Consider the following 16,982-nt stretch of genomic DNA (forward strand, 5'->3'; position numbering starts at 1 on the left):
AACGCGACGTCATGGGAGGACACGAGAACGGGGCCCGCGCCGCAGCGCGAGCCCCGCATCCGCCCCGCCCACGCCCCTGCGCTCTCTAGGAAGCGGCGGGGGCGAAGACGGCGAGGGTCAGTGGTTCTGGGGGAAGCCCAGGTTGATGCCGCCGTGGCTCGGGTCGAGCCAGCGCGAGGTGATCGCCTTCTCGCGCGTGAAGAAGTGGATCGCCTGCGTGCCGTAGGCCTTGGTGTCGCCGAACAGCGAGTCCTTCCAGCCGCCGAACGAGAAGTAGCCGACCGGGACGGGGATGGGCACGTTGATGCCGATCATGCCGACCGTTACCTCGCTCTGGAAGCGGCGAGCGGCTCCGCCGTCGTTCGTGAAGATGGCCGTGCCGTTGCCGTACTGCGAGCCGTTGATGAGCGCGAGGCCCTCGTCGTAGCTCTGCACACGGACGATCGAGAGCACGGGGCCGAAGATCTCCTCGGTGTAGACGCGCGACGAGGTCGGCACCTTGTCGATGAGGGTCGGGCCGAGCCAGAACCCGTTGGCGTCGCCGTCGATGTCGATGCCGCGGCCGTCGACGACGATCTCGGCGCCGTCGGTCTCGGCCACGTCGAGGTAGCCGGCGACCTTGTCGCGGTGCTCCTTCGTGATGAGCGGACCCATGTCGCAGTTGCGCGTGCCGTCGCCGACCTTCAGCGTGCCGATGCGCTCGCTGATCTTGGCGATGAGCTCGTCGGCGACGGGCTCGACGGCGACGACGACCGAGATCGCCATGCAGCGCTCGCCCGCCGAGCCGAAGCCGGCGTTGACGGCCGAGTCGGCGACGAGGTCGAGGTCGGCGTCGGGCAGGACGAGCATGTGGTTCTTCGCCCCGCCGAGGGCCTGAACGCGCTTGCCGTTGGCGGTGCCGCGCTCGTAGATGTACTTCGCGATGGGCGTCGAGCCGACGAAGCTGATCGCGGCGACGTCGGGGTTGTCGAGGAGGGCGTCGACGCTCTCCTTGTCGCCGTTGACGACGTTGAGCACGCCGTTCGGCAGGCCGCACTCGGTCAGGAGCTCGGCGAGCCAGATCGAGGCGGACGGGTCCTTCTCGCTCGGCTTGAGGACGACGGTGTTGCCCGCCGCGATCGCGAGCGGGAAGAACCACAGCGGCACCATTGCGGGGAAGTTGAAGGGGCTGATGATGCCGACGACGCCGACGGGCTGCTTGATCGAGTAGACGTCGACGCCGGTCGAGACCTGCTCGGCGTACTCGCCCTTCATGAGCTGCGGGATCGAGCACGCGAGCTCGACGACCTCGAGGCCGCGGGCGATCTCGCCGAGCGCGTCGGAGGTGACCTTGCCGTGCTCGGCGGTGAGGATCGCCGCGAGCTCCTCCTTGCGGGCGTTGAGCCTCTCGCGGAAGGCGAACATGATCTGCTGCCGCTTGCCGACGGGCGTCGTCGACCAGGCGGGCAGGGCGGCCTTCGCCGAGGCGACCGCGGCATCGAGGTCGGCCTTCGTGGCGAGCGAGACCTCGCGGGCGACGCTGCCGAGGGCCGGGTTGTAGACGGGGGCGGTGCGAGTGGAGGAGCCCGCGAACGCGGCTCCGTCGACCCAGTGCTGAACGGTGGTCATGAGGATGCTCCTGACAGCGATGAGGGAGGGATTCGTGTTCAGTCTGCGCCCCCTTCCATCTGCACTCAAGCGGTGAAGGTGCACAGTCGATGTGCAGATCTGCAGATGAGCCTCAGCGGGGCGGGACAAGCTCGTCCCGGCGGCGCGCGACCTCGGCGTGCAGCGCCTCGCGCACGATCGCGACGGCGTCGACCGCCGGGCTCTCGGGCCGCGCCGAGAGAGTGAACTCGAGCCGGAAGTCGACGAGCTCGGGCAGCACGGGCACGAGCCGGGCATCCGCCTCGCACATGAACGCGTGGAGCAGGCCGATACCGGCCCCCGCGCGCGTGGCCTCCACCTGCGCGAACACGCTCGTCGAGCCGAAGCCGAGCCGCATGCCGCCGAGGACGGGCGCGAGGTCGAGCTCGCGCACGGTCAGCAGCGCGTCGACGTAGAAGACGAGATCGTGGCCCTCGAGGTCGGCGAGCGAGCGCACCGGCGGCCGGCCGTCCAGATAGTCGGGTGAGGCGTAGAGGCGCAACGCGTACTCGGCGAGCGGCTCCGACTGCACGCGGGCCGCGCGCGCGGCGCCGATGGTCACGGCGAGGTCGAAGCCCGACCCTCGCAGGCTCAGCGGCCGGGTGGACGTCACGAGCTCGAGCGCGATGCCGGGGTGCTCGGCGCGCACGGCGGCGAGCGCCGGGGCGACGAACATCGCGCCGAACCCGTCGGGCGCGGCGACGCGGACGGTGCCGCGCACGGCCCCGTCGCCCGAGGCGGCCGCGACGACCTGCTCGACGATGCCCTCGAGCGCGGATGCCCGATCCACGACCTCGCGCCCGATCGCGGTGAGCTCCCACCCGTCGGCGCCGCGATCGAGCAGCCGAGCGCCGAGCGCCGCCTCGAGCCGGTCGATGCGGCGGCGTACGGTCGTGTGATCGACGCCGAGGAGCGTCCCGGCCGAGGTCATGCGGCCGACCCGTGCGACGGCCACGAGATACCGCACGTCGTCGGTGCTGACGTCCTGCGGGCGCGGTGCGGGGGCCATGCGCTCACCCTACGGCCCTGCGCGCGGGCGGCTGCGCGGCCGGCGATGTCGGATGCCCCTGCCACACTCCTGGCCATGGACTTCCTGCTCCCTCTCCTCATCGGTGCGCTCCTCGGCGTCCTGCTCGGCATCGCGGTCGGGCTCCTCGTGGCGCGGCGCACGCGACCCGCGGCGGAGGATCCGGCGATCATCGAGGCTCGGCATCAGGCCCTCCTCGCCGAGGTGCGCGCGGAGGAGGCGTCGCACCGGGCGCAGCTCTCGAGCGAGCTCGCCGGCCTTCAGGCGACGGCGGCAGCGCTGCGCGAGCAGGTCGTGCACCAGCAGGAGCAGCACCGCGAGCTCGTCGAGCGACAGCGCGTCGAGCAGCAGGCCCAGACCGAGCGCGAGCGCGCCGAGAGCCGGGTGCTGCAGCAGCTCACCCCCGTGCAGGAGATGCTGCGCGCGATGCAGGCGAAGGTCACCGAGCTCGAGACGCAGCGCAGTCAGCAGCACGGCGAGCTCTCGCAGCAGCTGCGCCAGGCGACCGAGGCGGAGGAGCGCCTGCGGGCGACCGCCGAGTCGCTCGCGAGCGCCCTGCGCAACAACGCCACGCGCGGGGTCTGGGGCGAGACGCAGCTGCGCACGCTCGTGGAGTCGGCGGGGCTCCTCAATCGTGTCGACTTCTTCCTTCAGGAGTCGATCGAGGCCGACGGCGCCGCACGCCGACCCGACATGGTGCTGCGCCTGCCCGGCGGCAAGTCGATCGCGGTCGACGCGAAGGTGCCGTACAACAGCTACATCGAGGCCAGCGCGATCCCCGCGACCGCCACGGGCGAGGAGGAGGCCCGGCGCGCCTCGCTGCTCGCCGAGCACGCTAAGCGCATCAAGGCGCACGTGGACGCGCTCGCGGGCAAGCAGTACTTCACCGGTCTCGAGGCGAGCCCCGAGTTCACGATCGCCTTCATTCCGAACGAGCCGCTGCTCGCCGCCGCGCTCGAGAAGGACCCGACCCTGCTCGAGTACGCGTTCTCCAAGCGCATCGCGCTCGCGAGCCCCGTGAGCTTCTGGGCCGTTCTGAAGACCATCGCCTTCACCTGGCAGCAGGAGGTGCTCACCGACGAGGCGAAGCTGCTGTTCGACCTGTCGAAGGAGCTCTACTCGCGCATCGCGAAGCTCGCCGAGCACGCCGATGCCCTCGGCGGGGCGATCGAGCGCAGTGTCAAGGCCTACAACCAGTTCGCGAGCTCGCTCGAGAGCCGTGTGCTCGTCACGGCCCGCCGTCTCGACGGGCTCGACGAGAGCAAGGTCGTTCCCTCCCCGCGCACGATCGAGGAGCAGCCGAGGCAGCTCGCCGCCGCCGAGCTCGCCGATGAGCTCACCGGAACCGCCGACCCCGACGCCGCGAGCGCCGACGCACCACCCGTCGACGCCCCTTCCGCACGGGAGTAGCCTGCCGGGCATGATCGCGCACAACTTCGCTTTCGCCGGCTTCGCCGTCCCCGACATCGACGCGGCCCGCACGTTCTACGCGGACGTCCTCGGCCTCGAGGTCGCCGTCGAGTCCATGGGCCAGCTCTCGCTCGAGCTCCCGGGAGGCGGCTGGGTCCTCATCTACCCGAAGCCCGACCATGAGCCGGCGACCTACACCGTGCTCAACCTCGAGGTCGACGACATCGACACGGCCGTCGACGACCTCGCGTCCGCGGGCGTCGAGCTCCTCCGCTATGACGGGTTCGACCAGGATGCCCGGGGCATCGCCCGCGGGATCGCCGCCGGCCGCGGCCCCGACATCGCGTGGTTGACCGATCCAGCCGGCAACATCATCGCGGTGCTGCAGAACCCGCCGCGCGACGACGCCGCGCTGGTCTGACGAGCACGAGGTGGCACCCCGTCGCGCCGATCCTGTGCGCGCGCACACCCTGCCACTAGCATCGGGGCAGGCCCCCTCGTCACCGTCGACGAGGCGGCGACCCCTCCGGCGAAAGATCACTGATGACCCAACGCCCCTGGCTCGACCACTACCCGACCGATGTGCCGCACGAGCTCGTGCCCCCGCCGTTCGAGACCCTTCCGGGGCTCATCTCGACCGCGGTCGCCGAGTATGCAGACACGACCGCGTTCACCCAGTGCATGCCCAACGGCATGAACGGGTCGCTGACCTACCGGGAGGTCGACGAGCTCTCCGACGCCTTCGCCGCCTACCTGCGCGAGGAGGTCGGGCTGCGAGCCGGCGACCGCGTCGCGGTTCAGATGCCGAACTGCCTGAGCTACCCCGTCGTCGCCTTCGGCGTCCTGAAGGCCGGCTGCGTGCTCGTCAACACGAACCCGCTCTACACCCCGAGCGAGATGACGCACCAGTTCTCCGACTCGGGCGCCACGGTCCTCGTCATCATCGACATGTTCGCCGACCGCCTGCCCGAGGTGCTTCCTGCGACGAGCATCGAGACGGTCGTCACTGTGCGGATCACCGAGTTCTTCCCGCCCGTCGTCGCCGGCGTCATCCGCATGGTGCAGAAGGTGTGGAACCGGTCGTTGCCGACGATCACGGTGCCCCACACCGCGCTGCAGGCGGCCCTCGTGCGCGGGCGGCAGAGCCTCGGCAAGAGCGACTCGTACCTCGACGGGATCGGCGCCGACACGCTCGCCGCCCTCCAGTACACGGGCGGAACGACGGGCGTCGCCAAGGGCGCGATGCTCACGCACGGCAACCTCGTGTCGAACACGATGCAGATGATGCAGATGCTCGGCACGCACATCCGCCCGGGCAAGGAGGTCGTCCTGACCGCGCTGCCGGTCTACCACATCTTCGCCTTCACGGTGAATCTGGTCGGGTTCTTCCACAAGGGTGCGCGCAACATCCTCGTGCCCTCGCCCCGCCCGCCGAGCAATCTCAAGCGGGCCTTCGAGAACTACCAGATCACGTGGACGACGGGCGTCAACACCCTCTTCAACGCGCTGCTCAACGAGCGCTGGTTCGTCGAGAGCCCGCCCAAGCACCTCGTGGCCTCGGCGGCCGGCGGCATGGCCCTGCACGAATCGGTGGCGCAGGAGTGGCGACGCGTCACCGGCACGCCGATCGTCGAGGGCTACGGGCTCACCGAGACCGCCCCCTGCCTGACCTTCAACCCGCTCGGCGGCGCCGGGAAGGATGGCACCATCGGCATCCCCGTGCCCTCGACCGTCGTGCGGTGCATCGACGAGAACGGCGCCGACGTGCCCGCAGGCGAGCCGGGAGAGCTCGTCGCGAAGGGCCCCCAGATCACGCCCGGCTACTGGCAGCGCCCCGCCGACACCGAGGGCGCCATGATCGACGGCTGGTTCCGCACGGGCGACATCGCCCAGATGGATGCCGACGGCTACTTCACGATCGTCGACCGCAAGAAGGACATGATCATCGTGAGCGGCTTCAACGTCTACCCCAACGAGGTCGAGGAGCGCATCGCCTCGATGACCGGCGTGCTCGAGGTCGGCGTCATCGGCCTGCCCGACGCCAAGACGGGCGAGGCGGTGCGCGCGTACATCGTGCCCACCCAGAATCCGCCGACCGAGGAGCAGGTCATCGCGCACTGCCGTGAGACACTCGCCGCCTACAAGGTGCCGAAGTCTGTGCGATTCGTCGATGAGCTCCCGAAGAGCCCGATCGGCAAGATCCTCCGCCGCGAGCTACGCGCGATCGGTGTCACGTCGAGCACGGCCAGTATCGAGACCCAGGGAAGGGAGCTCTCGTGATCGCGCCGCTCTCCATCGCGACCCAGGCGGTCGTCAACGAGCAGGACGTCGTCACACCGTTCGAGCAGAACCTGCTCGTTGGCCTCGTCTTCGTCATCATGTTCGGCCTGGGCGCCGGTCTCACGCCGCGCGACTTCAAGCTCGCGCTCAAGCGACCATCCGGACTCATCATCGGTTTCCTCACGCAGTTCGGCATCATGCCGGTGCTCGCCTACGTGCTGTGCCTCGTGTTCCTCTTCCAGCTCGCCCCCGAGTACGCACTCCCGGTCGCCGTCGGCGCGCTGCTCATGGGTGCCGTACCCGCCGGCACGACGTCGAACATGTTCACGTACTTCTCCAAGGGAAATCTCGCGCTGAGCGTCATGATGACGACGAACTCGACGCTGTGGGCGATCCTCATGACGCCTCTCGCGCTCGCGATCTTCGGAAATTTGCTCTTCGCAGAGACCTCCGAGTTCCAGATCCCCCTCACGAACATCGTGGTGACCCTGGCCATCCTGCTGATCCCCGTCGTGCTCGGCATGCTGATCCGGCGCTACAGCGCGAACGTCGGGGCAGTCCTCGAGCTGCTCGGCGGCTTCTTCGGGCTCTTCTTCATCGTGTTCCTCGTGCTCACGTGGGTGCCTCGGAACTGGGCGCTGCTGACATCGACGCCGTGGCAGACCTATGTCGTGGCGATCGGGCTCGGACTGTTCGGCATCCTCATCGCCTACGGCATCTCCAAGGCCATCCGGCTGCACCCCGCGAACGCCCGCACGATCGCGCTCGAGACGGGCATCCAGAACGGTCCTCTCGCGATCGCGATCATCCTGCTGACCTTCCAGGGGAGCCCCGACATCGGGCTCATCCTGATCGTGCCGGCCCTCTACTCGCTGTTCATCGTGCTGATCTCGACCGTCGTGACGATCGTCTTCCGGCGCGCGAACACGGCGGCCGAGCAGAAGATCCCGAACCTGCTGTAGTAGCAGCGCGTTTCACACCGGAACGGACAAGCCACACGCCCGACGGCGCGTTACGTGTCCGTTTCCGTGGGGCGCGGCGGCGGATGCTCGGCGCGGGTCGAACTAGAAGTCGAGCCACTTCGAGGCGAGGTGGTCGGCGACGACGCGGCGGACGGTGCCCGAGCGCGAGCGCAGAACGATCGACTCGGTCGTGATGATGTCGCCCTGGCGGCGGACGCCCCGCACGAGCTCGCCGTCCGTCACGCCCGTCGCCACGAAGAAGGTGTTGTCGCTGCGGACGAGCTCGTTCGCCTCGTACACGTGGTCGAACTGTAGGCCGGCAACGAGACCCTTGTCGATCTCATCCTGCGAGCCCGGAGCCAGTCGGCCCTGGATGAAGCCGCCGAGCGCGCGGATTGCGCACGCCGTCGCCACGCCCTCCGGGCTGCCGCCCGTGCCGATCGCCATGTCGATGCGCGAGTCGTGGCGGGCGGCGTTGATGCCCGCGGCGACGTCGCCGTCGAGGATGATGCGCGTTCCGGCGCCGGCGCTGCGGATCTCCTCGATCAGCTGCTCGTGGCGCGGGCGGTCGAGCACGGCGATGCGCATCTCTTCCACGGGCTTGCCCTTCGCCTTGGCCAGAGCGCGGATGTTCTCGCCGACCGACTGGCGGATGTCGACGACCCCGATGCCCTCGTGGCCGGTCACGATCTTGTCCATGTAGAAAACGCTCGAGGCATCGAGCATCGAGCCGCGATCAGCGACCGCGAGCATCGAGATGGCATGCGAGCGACCCGCGGCCGTGAGCGAGGTTCCGTCGATCGGGTCGACGGCGATGTCGCACGCGGGCCCGTACCCGTTGCCGACCGCCTCGCCGTTGTAGAGCATCGGCGCCTTGTCCTTCTCGCCCTCTCCGATGACGACGACGCCGGCGAAGTTGACCGTCCCCAGGAACTTGCGCATCGCATCCACCGCCGCGCCGTCGGCCGCGTTCTTATCGCCCTTGCCGATGAAGGGAGTGGCGCGGATCGCCGCCGCCTCGGTGGAGCGCACGAGCTCCATGGCGAGGTTGCGGTCGGGCTGGAGGTAGAGGGATCCGGTCTGCGTGGTCACCATGAGTGGCGTCCTCTTTCCTGGTCGAGTGAGCGAGCGAAAGGACGCGCCGGGTGGTAGACGACGCGGCGCCAGCCTAGCGCGGCGGCCGCGCCCGCCGTCGGGACGGGGAGCGCGGCCGCCGGAGGGCGGGTCGGCGTCAGGCGCTGCCGACGAGCAGCCAGAGCAGCGAGACGAGCAGGAACCCGACCACGCCGAGGACGGTCGTCAGCACCGTCCACGTGCGCAGACCGTCGGAGACGCTGAGGCCGAGGTAGCGCGTCACGACCCAGAAGCCCGAGTCGTTGACGTGCGAGAGCCCGAGAGACCCGAAGGCGATCGCGAGCGCAATGAGCGCGACCTGGACGGTGCCGTAGTCGCCGTCGATGACTGTCGTCGCGAGCAGGCCCGAGGTGGTGAGGATGGCGACGGTCGCCGAGCCCTGCGAGGCGCGCAGCACGAGCGAGAGCACGAAGGCGAGCACGAGCACCGGCAGGCCGGTCGCGGCGAGCGTCTCGGCGAGCGCCGTGCCGACGCCGCTCTCAGTGAGTATGCGGGCGAACACGCCGCCGGCACCGGTGACGAGGATGACGATCGCGACGGGCGGCAGCGCCGCCTCCATGACCTCGCCCGTGTGGGCGAGCGACCAGCCGCGACGGATGGCGAGGAAATAGAAGGCGAGCGCGAGCGCCACGAGGAGGGCGAAGGCCGGGGCGCCGATGAAGGCGAAGAGGTCGCGCAGCGGGTCGCCCGCCGGCAGCACCGTCGCCGCGACCGTGCCCGACATGATGAGCAGAAGCGGGACGAGGATCAGGGTCAGCACCGTCCAGACGCTCGGCGGCGCCTCGCTGACCGTGCGGGTCGCCGTCCGGGTGCGGGATGCCCCCGATCCGTCGGTCGCGCCGGCACCGCCGGTCGCGCCGCCCGCCGCGCCGGCCTCGCCGTGCTCATTCGTCGAGCCGAAGGCGGCGAACTGCTCCGCCGTGGCCCGGATCATCGTGTAATCGCGCCGGTTCATCCACTTGGCGACGAAGTGGGCGAGCACGCCGAGCGGGATGCTCACGGCGAGCCCGATGATCGTGATCCAGCCGATGTCGGCGCCCACGAGAGCGGCGCCGCCGACGATTCCCGGGTGCGGCGGCACGGCCACGTGCACGGCGAGCATGATGCCCGCCATGGGCAGGCCGAACTTCACCGGCTCGACGCCGGCCGCCTTGGCGAAGCCGTAGATGATCGGCACGAGGATGATGAAGCCGACGTCGAAGAAGACGGGGATGGCGAGCACGAGGGCCGCACCCGTGAGTGCCGCGGAGACCCGCTTCGGGCCGAGCCAGCCGGTGAAGCGCCCGGCGAGGCTCGCGGCCCCGCCCGAGATCTCGATCATGCGGCCGAGCATCGCGCCGAGCGCGACGAGTATGGCGACGGAGCCGAGCGTGCCGCCCATGCCCGCGATCATCGCCGGAACGATGCCGAGCCGCTCCGGAGCGTCCTCCGTGGCGGGGATGGTGTTGAGCGGGATACCCGTCGCGAGCCCCACGACGATGCTCGTGACGAGCAGCGCCACGAAGGGCTGGATCTTGAACCGGATGATGAGCAGCAGCAGGAGGCCGATGCCTCCGGCGGCGATGGCGAGCAGGACAGGGGCATCCATCGGGGTGTCTCCTTTGACAGGGCGAGTGTGGCAGAACGAGTGGTGCGGGATACGGGATCGGAAGGGGCGGTGCGGGGGCGGTGGGGGGCGGTGGCCGCCTCCGCCGACGTCAGCCGGCGCGCTGCGGCGAGACGACGCGGATGACGGCGGAGTCGTCGGCGGCCGCGAGCCCGTGCGACTGCCCGAGCAGGTAGAGCTGCTCGGCCGCGGCCGCGACGGGGGTCGCCAGCGCGTTGGCCCGAGCCGCCGCGGTGACGATGCCCATGTCCTTGACGAAGATGTCGAGCCGGCTGAGCACCTCGGCGCCATCAACGTCGTAGGCCTCGAGCATGCGCGCGCCGCGGTTGCCGAGCATGAACGAGCCGGCAGCCCCCGCGGCGAGGGTCTCGAGGGTCGCCGCGCGGTCGAGCCCGAGGGCGTCGGCGAGGGCGAGCGCCTCGGCGGCGGCCGCGATATGCACGCCGCAGAGCAGCTGGTTGACGGTCTTGAACGCCTGACCGTCGCCGGGGCGATCGCCGATCACGCTGAGGGTCGAGGCGAGGCGCTCGAGCACGGGGGCTGCGACGAGGCGCGCCTCGGGGGATGCTCCGACGACGATGAGCAGGTCGCCCTCGCCCGCGCGCACCGGGCCGCCGCTGAGCGGGGCGTCGACGAGCGCGATGCCGTGCTGCTGCAGCCGCTCGGCCACCGCGACGACGTCGTCGACGCCGACGGTGCTCGTCATGATCACGACCGCGCCGGGGGCGAGCACCGCGGCGATGCCGTTCTCGCCGAAGAGCGCCTCGTGCAGCTGGGCGCCGTTGCGCACGGCGAGCAGCACGGCGTCGACGCCGGCCGCGGCCTCGCGGGCGGAGGCGAAGCCGACGACGCCCGACTCGGCGGCGAGCGCCACCCGGTCGGCGGCGATGTCGAAGCCGTGCGCGGTCATGGTGCCGGCGAGGCGGGTGGCCATGGGCAGCCCCATGGCGCCGAGCCCGATGACGGCGACGCTGGCCGCGGGGGCGAGGGTTGCGGTGGCGGTGGTCATGCGAGGGCTCCTTCGGTGACGGGTGAGAGGGTGCGCACGACGGCGGCGAGCGAGAGATCGTCGCCCACGTTGCCGGCGAAGACGATGTACGGGATGCCCTGCGCGGGCCCGTCGACGGGCTCCCACAGCGACACGATGCCGGGCAGCATGGGCCCGCGCACGATGGCGTGGCGGATCTCGAGGCCGTGCGCGGCGACGTCGCTGGAGGTGATGCCGCCCTTGGCGATCACGAAGCGCGGCGGAGCCGCGGCCAGCACGGCCCGCACGAGCTCGACCACCGCGCCGGAGACCGCGCGCGAGATGCGCAGGCTCTCGTCGGCGTCGTCGGTGCGGCGCAGCAGGCGGGTGGTGTGCACGATGACGCTGTCGTCGGCGAGGGCGGCGACGGCCGCCGCGGTGCGCTCGGCGACGTGCTCGGCACGGCGCGCCGGGTCGAGCACTGCGTCGACGTCCATCTCGACGACGGCGAGCTCCGGGCGGTCGCGCTGCAGCGCCTCGAGCTGCCGGGTGGTGAGCGAGACGTGCGAGCCGACGACGATGAGGCCCCCGCGGGTGCTGCCCTCGGCGTGCGGGATGCTGCCGGCGTCGAGCGGCGCGTGCGGCTCGAGCCCGATGCGCGCCCGCACGAAGGGCGGGCCGACCCGGTAGAGGAAGCGGCGGCCGCCCCTCTCCGACTCGATGAGGGCGAGTGCGAGGGCGCGCAGGTCCGACTCCTCGAGGCAGTCGACGACGATGGGCTGCGCGTCGCGGGCGGCGTCGAGCAGGGCGAGCACGGCATCCGCGTCGCCGCGCAGCGTCGCCAGATCGATGACGGCTACCGAGTCGCGCGGGATGCGCCCGCCCGACTTCTCCTCCACCCACTCGGGCAGCGCCGAGCTGCGGTAGCCGAAGGTCGCGTCGGCGGCGAACTCGGTGTCGGCGGCGGGCACGAGCTCGTCGCCCTTGCGCAGGTAGTGCACTCCCTGCAGGGTGACGCGGCCGGCGTCGGGGAAGGCGGGGACGATGACGACGCCGTCGATCGGCGGCTGCCCCTGCTCGCCGAGGGTGCGGGCGATCACGTCGGTCTCGAGCGGGTAGTGGCCGCGCAGGGTCGAGTCGCTGCGGCTGGCGAAGGCGAGCGGCCGGCCCTCGGCGGCGGCGAGCGCCGCGAGGACGACCTCGCGGTTGCGGGCGGCCGCCTCCTCGGGGTCGAGGCTGCGCGTGTTGGTGAGCACGTAGACGGCGGCGGCGCCCTGGTCGAGGGCCCAGCGCAGGTCGGCGACCTCCCACCGCGTGAGCACGGGCAGGTCGGAGACGGACTGGGTGCCGGTGGGGTCGTCATCGAGCACGATGACCGTGGCACCGGTGGCCGCGGCGGCCTGCACGGTGGCGGCGCTGAGCGGCAACGGGGCGGGCAGCGCTGCGACGAGCGCGGATGCTGAGACCACGGTTGATACTCCTTTGTAGTAAGACGTTAGTCATCATACTAATTCTTGCCGACGCGTCAAGAGCCGATTCTCGCGCGGCCCGAGGGGCCCGCTTCACTCCCCCGTGCGACCGAGCACGAAGTGCTCGAGATCCTGCGCGGTTTGCGTCATATGCGCGTCCATCGCGCGCCGGGCCGCGTCGGCATCGCCCGAGCGAAGGGCCGCGAGCACGAAGGCGTGCTGCTCGATCGCGTGCTCCTGGATGACCCGCACGGCCGAGGTCTGCTCCCGCTTCGCCCGCATCACCCGCGCGAGGGGCTCGAAGAGCACGGCGACGAAGACGTTGCCCGTCGCGCGAAGGACCACGTCGTGGAACCGGATGTCGTGCTCTACGAACATCGCGAGGTCGTCGGCGGCGTGGGCGGCGCGCATCCCCTCGACGCACTCCTCCAGCTGGACGAGCTCGTCGTCGCTGCGGCGCTCGGCGGCGAGGGCGGCCGCGCCGGTCTCGATCATGCGGCGCACCTCGATGAGCTGCAGTGACGCCCGGCCGTCGTCGGCGCCGAACGCCGTCGCCCGCAGCACCGCCTCGAGGCCCGTCCACGCCGAGTGCGGAAGCACGAAGGTGCCCCTCCCCCGCTGCACGTCGACGACGCGTTGCGCGGCGAGCGTCTTGATCGCCTCGCGCACGGTAACGCGGCTCACGCCGTGCTTCTCGCACAGCTCGGCCTCGGAGGGCAGCGCACCGCCGATGGGCAGCGCGCCGCTCACGATCTGCGACAGCAGGGCCTCGGAGATGTCGTCGACGAGCGAGCTCCGCGCCATCGCCGCCTCCTCGTCCTCGCGCTCCGCCGGCGCACCGCCGCGGCCGGCGCACGGCCGGTACCGGCACTCTATCCGGCGGCACCCGCTCGCTAGACTGACCACGAAATCCACCACCTCGCCGTCGAAGGAGCCCCATGCCGATCGCCACCCCCGAGCAGTACGCCGAGATGCTCGACAAGGCCAAGAAGGGCGGGTTCGCCTACCCCGCGATCAACGTGTCGTCGTCGCAGACGATCAACGCCGTGCTGCAGGGCCTCACCGAGGCGGGCTCCGACGGCATCCTCCAGGTCACGACGGGGGGCGCCGACTACTTCGCCGGGCAAAGCGTCAAGGCCCGCGCCTCGGGCGCTCTCGCCTTCGCGGCGTTCGCGACCGAGGTCGCCAAGAACTACCCCATCACGGTCGCGCTGCACACCGACCACTGCCCGAAGGACGCCCTCGACGGCTTCGTCATGCCCCTCATCGAGGCGAGCGAGGCCGAGGTCAAGGCGGGCCGCAACCCGATCTTCCAGTCGCACATGTGGGACGGCTCGGCCGTGCCGCTGCAGGAGAACATCGAGATCGCCCGCGAGCTGCTGCCGCGCATGAAGAACATCAACTCGATTCTCGAGGTCGAGATCGGCGTCGTCGGCGGCGAGGAGGACGGCGTGCAGCACGAGGGCTCGAACGAGGCCCTCTACACGACCCTCGGCGACGTGACGCAGGCCGTCGAGGCCCTCGGCCTCGGCGAGAACGGCCGGTACATGGCAGCGCTGACGTTCGGCAACGTGCACGGCGTGTACAAGCCGGGCAACGTCAAGCTCCGCCCCGAGCTGCTCGCCGAGATCCAGGCCGGCATCGCTGAGAAGTACGGCACGGATGCCCTGCCCCTCGACCTCGTCTTCCACGGCGGGTCGGGCTCGACCGACGAGGAGATCGCCGAGGCGGTGCGCAACGGCGTCATCAAGATGAACGTCGACACCGACACGCAGTACGCGTTCAGCCGCTCGATCGCCGACACGGTGCTCAAGAACTACGACGGCTTCCTCAAGGTCGACGGCGAGGTCGGCAACAAGAAGATCTACGACCCGCGCGCGTGGGGCAAGATCGCAGAGAAGGCGATGGCCGCGCGCGTCGTCGACGCCACGCGCCAGCTCGGCTCGGCCGGGCACTCCGGCTCGTAACGACTCACGTCGCCCGCGGGCGGTCGGGCGGCGGCGCGGGCGAGCGCTGCACGACCGCGCGCGGCGGCGCATCGGTCACCGGCACCTCGAAGTCGACCTCGAGCGTCGTCCCGTTCCGCCACCGGATGTCGTCGACGGCCGCCTGCAGCGTCACGTAGTACGGCGCGAGGAACGTGACGCGGCGGCCCTCGGGCAGCGTGCTGATGATGCGCAGGGCGACCGCGACCGTTCCACGGTCGGCCGCCTTCAGCTCGACGCGCCCCGCGACGAAGCCCGAGTCGGGCTGAGCGAGCAGGGCATCCAGCATGGCGCGGAGCGCCGTCCGCTGCGGCAGGCTCAGGCGCTCGGCGAGTCGACCGGGGTCGTCGACCTCGATCGGGCGGCCGCGGACGAGCCGGGCGAGCCAGGTGTCCTCTGCCTCGGCGATGAGCCCGGTCCGCAGCGCCGCGGCGAGCTCGCGGGCGCGGGCGCTGTCGCGCTCGGTCACCGCGCCGCGATCGAGCACGTCGTGCAGGAGCCTCATGGGCGCAGCCAGTCGCGCCGACATGTCGGCGTCGACGCGATCGACGAGGGCGGGGCCCGAGCCGGATGCCGCGAGCGCGCGCTCGCGGTGGTCCGCGTCGGGCGACTCGCCGTCGAGTCCCAGCGGCCGCTCGTTCCAGGTCTCGAAGAGCCGCGTTACGACGGAGACGAAGACGATGCATCCGACCGTGGCGAGAACGATCTGGAGGACCACGAGGAACACCGTCACCGGCACCGGCCAGCCGAGAGGCGCTCGATCGGCGAGAACGAGGGTCGCGAAGGCCGTGAAGGCGACGGAGACGGCTCCGTACCGAGCCAGCTGGAGGGTGGTCGAGAAGGGCGTGAGCGCGATGAGCAGGAGTGCGACGCTCGCGGGCGCGAACCAGAGCTCGATGCGGAACACGGCACCCGCGTACCCCGCCGCTGAGAGTGCCAGGCCGCCGAGCACGAGGGCGACGGCGAGCCACGCCACCGGCTCGCGCAACGGGCCCCGGTGCGGCCGGGTCGTGATATGGATGAGGAGGAAGGCGCCGACGGCGAGCCCCGCCGCCGCGGCCTGGACGAGCGGGCGCCCGCCTGCCTGGCCGAGGAGCAGGAGCATCACGAGAGATTCGACCCCGGCGTACACGGCGCAGGCGATGGGGAGCCAATCGGTCGCGAGCCAGCTCAGCGGGTCGGCGTTCCAGGGCGAGCGCGAGCGGGAGCGGGAGCGGCGAGCGGACTCCGTCACGTCCGCACCTCGTTCCCGCCCGCCGGCACCGAGAGCATGACGGTCGTGCCCTCGTCGCCCGACCAGACGCGCACCGAGCCGCCCACCTCGCGCACGCGGGCGTCGATCGACGACCGCACGCCGAGGCGGTCGGCGTCGACGCGCGTCGACGAGAAGCCCACGCCGTCGTCCACGATGAGGACCGAGAGGGTGCCGTCGCGCTCCCCCACCACGAGCTCGGCCCGGTCGGTCGCGGCGTGCCGGACGACGTTGTCGAGCGCAGCCCGCGTCGCACCGAGCACCGCGATGCGCACCTGCTCGTCGACCGCCACCACGAGGTCGTCGCAGCCGGAGACGTCGACCGTGACCCCGCTCCACTGGTACTCGTGGACGAGCTCGAGCAGATCGTCCGCGATGGGTGATCGGCGCGGTTCGGTCGGCGCGTCGAAGTCGCCGTCGACGTCGACGGCGACGGCGACCGTGCCTGCTACGGCGACCGCGAGGTCGCGCTCGAGCCGGGCACGGGCACCGGCGTCCAGGGGACCCGGTCGAGCGGCGATGATCGCGAGGTCGGCGAGCACGGTGTCGTGCGCGACCCTGGCCGCGCGACGCTCGAGCTCGCGCTCGCGGTCACCGATCTCGAGCTCGCGCTGAAGCCGATCCAGGTCGGGGACGCGGCGGCGGGCGCGAGCGCGGCTCACTCCGAGCGCGCCGTACGCGATGAGGACGACGACCGCCCCGAGCAGGGGCGTCACGCCGATCTCCGGGGCGCGTCCCGCGAGCGCGAACCCGAGGACGAGTGACAGCTCGGCGAGAAGGAAACCGGCGGAGGTCCAGAGAACGCCGCTCTGGGCACTGCCGCGCAGGGCTCCGACGAGGACGAGCGCGGTGGCCGCGCGGTTCACCAGGAAGGGTCCGGGCTCGTCGAGCCGGGCATCCGCCCCCAGGAGCGCCGTGGTGTAGACGACGGAGGCCGCCGTGCCGGCCGCTAGGAAGACGATCGCCCGAGCGGCGGTCGGGCGCAGCAGCAGTCGCAGCGCGACGACCGCGAGGGCGACGAGTGCCAGGATCGCGGCGAGGAAGGCGAGCGGGTCCCCCCCGCGAGACACCGCTGAGACCGTGACGGCGACGGCAGTGAGCACCGCGCCGACGACGACGATCGCGCGCTGCGCCGTCGCGAAGCCGCGCACGATGATGCCAGAGGCGACGTCGCGGGGCAGCGCGATGGATGCCATGGGCCCTCCCGGTGCGCACCGCGCGGCGCGCTGCTCGCAGACTACCCGGAGCGCGGGCGCGGATCGGG

14 protein-coding genes are annotated in these 16,982 nt (G+C 71.3%); 5 read left to right on the forward strand and 9 right to left on the reverse strand.

Annotated elements, in window-relative coordinates; all coding sequences use genetic code 11:
• Positions 1-117: 117 nt before the first annotated feature.
• Together FHX53_RS07170 and FHX53_RS07175 are read right to left on the reverse strand one after the other, a co-directional pair.
• Complete coding sequence (locus tag FHX53_RS07170) at positions 118-1,608, reverse strand: CoA-acylating methylmalonate-semialdehyde dehydrogenase (protein WP_182490679.1); 1,491 nt, start codon at positions 1,606-1,608, stop codon at positions 118-120.
• Positions 1,609-1,720: 112 nt separating this feature from the next.
• On the reverse strand, positions 1,721-2,635 hold the full coding sequence (locus tag FHX53_RS07175; protein ID WP_182490680.1) for a LysR family transcriptional regulator: 915 nt from the start codon (positions 2,633-2,635) through the stop codon (positions 1,721-1,723).
• 75 nt (positions 2,636-2,710) lie between these two features.
• Between FHX53_RS07175 and FHX53_RS07180 the strand changes: the two genes are divergently transcribed.
• The 4 genes from FHX53_RS07180 (at position 2,711) to FHX53_RS07195 (ending at position 7,305) form a co-directional block, all read left to right on the forward strand.
• The gene (locus FHX53_RS07180; protein ID WP_182490681.1) at positions 2,711-4,063 is read left to right on the forward strand and encodes a DNA recombination protein RmuC; all 1,353 of its coding nucleotides are present in this window, start codon (positions 2,711-2,713) and stop codon (positions 4,061-4,063) included.
• 10 nt (positions 4,064-4,073) lie between these two features.
• Complete coding sequence (locus FHX53_RS07185; protein ID WP_182490682.1) at positions 4,074-4,484, forward strand: VOC family protein; 411 nt, start codon at positions 4,074-4,076, stop codon at positions 4,482-4,484.
• Between the two features lie 122 nt (positions 4,485-4,606).
• Positions 4,607-6,343, forward strand: coding sequence for an AMP-binding protein (locus FHX53_RS07190; protein WP_182490683.1), 1,737 nt, complete (start codon positions 4,607-4,609; stop codon positions 6,341-6,343).
• The gene (locus FHX53_RS07195) at positions 6,340-7,305 is read left to right on the forward strand and encodes a bile acid:sodium symporter (protein ID WP_220476286.1); all 966 of its coding nucleotides are present in this window, start codon (positions 6,340-6,342) and stop codon (positions 7,303-7,305) included. The genes FHX53_RS07190 and FHX53_RS07195 overlap by 4 nt, the downstream gene beginning before the upstream one ends.
• Before the next feature lie 102 nt (positions 7,306-7,407).
• Here the strand turns inward: FHX53_RS07195 and glpX are convergent, their stop codons facing one another.
• The 5 genes from glpX to FHX53_RS07220 form a co-directional block, all read right to left on the reverse strand.
• Positions 7,408-8,400, reverse strand: a complete 993-nt coding sequence (gene glpX, locus FHX53_RS07200) for a class II fructose-bisphosphatase (RefSeq protein ID WP_182490684.1) — start codon at positions 8,398-8,400, stop codon at positions 7,408-7,410.
• Positions 8,401-8,536: 136 nt separating this feature from the next.
• Positions 8,537-10,027, reverse strand: coding sequence for a GntP family transporter (locus FHX53_RS07205; RefSeq protein ID WP_182490685.1), 1,491 nt, complete (start codon positions 10,025-10,027; stop codon positions 8,537-8,539).
• A 109-nt stretch (positions 10,028-10,136) separates the two neighbouring features.
• Complete coding sequence (locus tag FHX53_RS07210; RefSeq protein WP_182490686.1) at positions 10,137-11,054, reverse strand: NAD(P)-dependent oxidoreductase; 918 nt, start codon at positions 11,052-11,054, stop codon at positions 10,137-10,139.
• Positions 11,051-12,481 carry a four-carbon acid sugar kinase family protein gene (locus tag FHX53_RS07215; protein WP_182490687.1) on the reverse strand — a complete coding sequence of 477 codons (1,431 nt, stop codon included), beginning with the start codon at positions 12,479-12,481 and terminating at the stop codon, positions 11,051-11,053. The genes FHX53_RS07210 and FHX53_RS07215 overlap by 4 nt, the downstream gene beginning before the upstream one ends.
• Before the next feature lie 93 nt (positions 12,482-12,574).
• Positions 12,575-13,285, reverse strand: coding sequence for a FadR/GntR family transcriptional regulator (locus FHX53_RS07220; RefSeq protein WP_182490688.1), 711 nt, complete (start codon positions 13,283-13,285; stop codon positions 12,575-12,577).
• A 134-nt stretch (positions 13,286-13,419) separates the two neighbouring features.
• Here FHX53_RS07220 and fbaA point away from each other — a divergent pair, with 134 nt between their 5' ends.
• Positions 13,420-14,448, forward strand: coding sequence for a class II fructose-bisphosphate aldolase (gene fbaA / locus FHX53_RS07225; RefSeq protein ID WP_182490689.1), 1,029 nt, complete (start codon positions 13,420-13,422; stop codon positions 14,446-14,448).
• A 4-nt stretch (positions 14,449-14,452) separates the two neighbouring features.
• Here the strand turns inward: fbaA and FHX53_RS07230 are convergent, their stop codons facing one another.
• A complete protein-coding gene (locus FHX53_RS07230) occupies positions 14,453-15,700 on the reverse strand; it encodes a hypothetical protein (protein WP_182490690.1) in 1,248 nt (415 codons plus the stop codon).
• Complete coding sequence (locus FHX53_RS07235; RefSeq protein ID WP_182490691.1) at positions 15,697-16,914, reverse strand: sensor histidine kinase; 1,218 nt, start codon at positions 16,912-16,914, stop codon at positions 15,697-15,699. The genes FHX53_RS07230 and FHX53_RS07235 overlap by 4 nt, the downstream gene beginning before the upstream one ends.
• Between the last annotated feature and the right edge of the window lie 68 nt (positions 16,915-16,982).

The sequence above is a fragment of the Microcella alkalica genome, from assembly GCF_014137945.1.
Classification (GTDB): domain Bacteria; phylum Actinomycetota; class Actinomycetes; order Actinomycetales; family Microbacteriaceae; genus Microcella; species Microcella alkalica.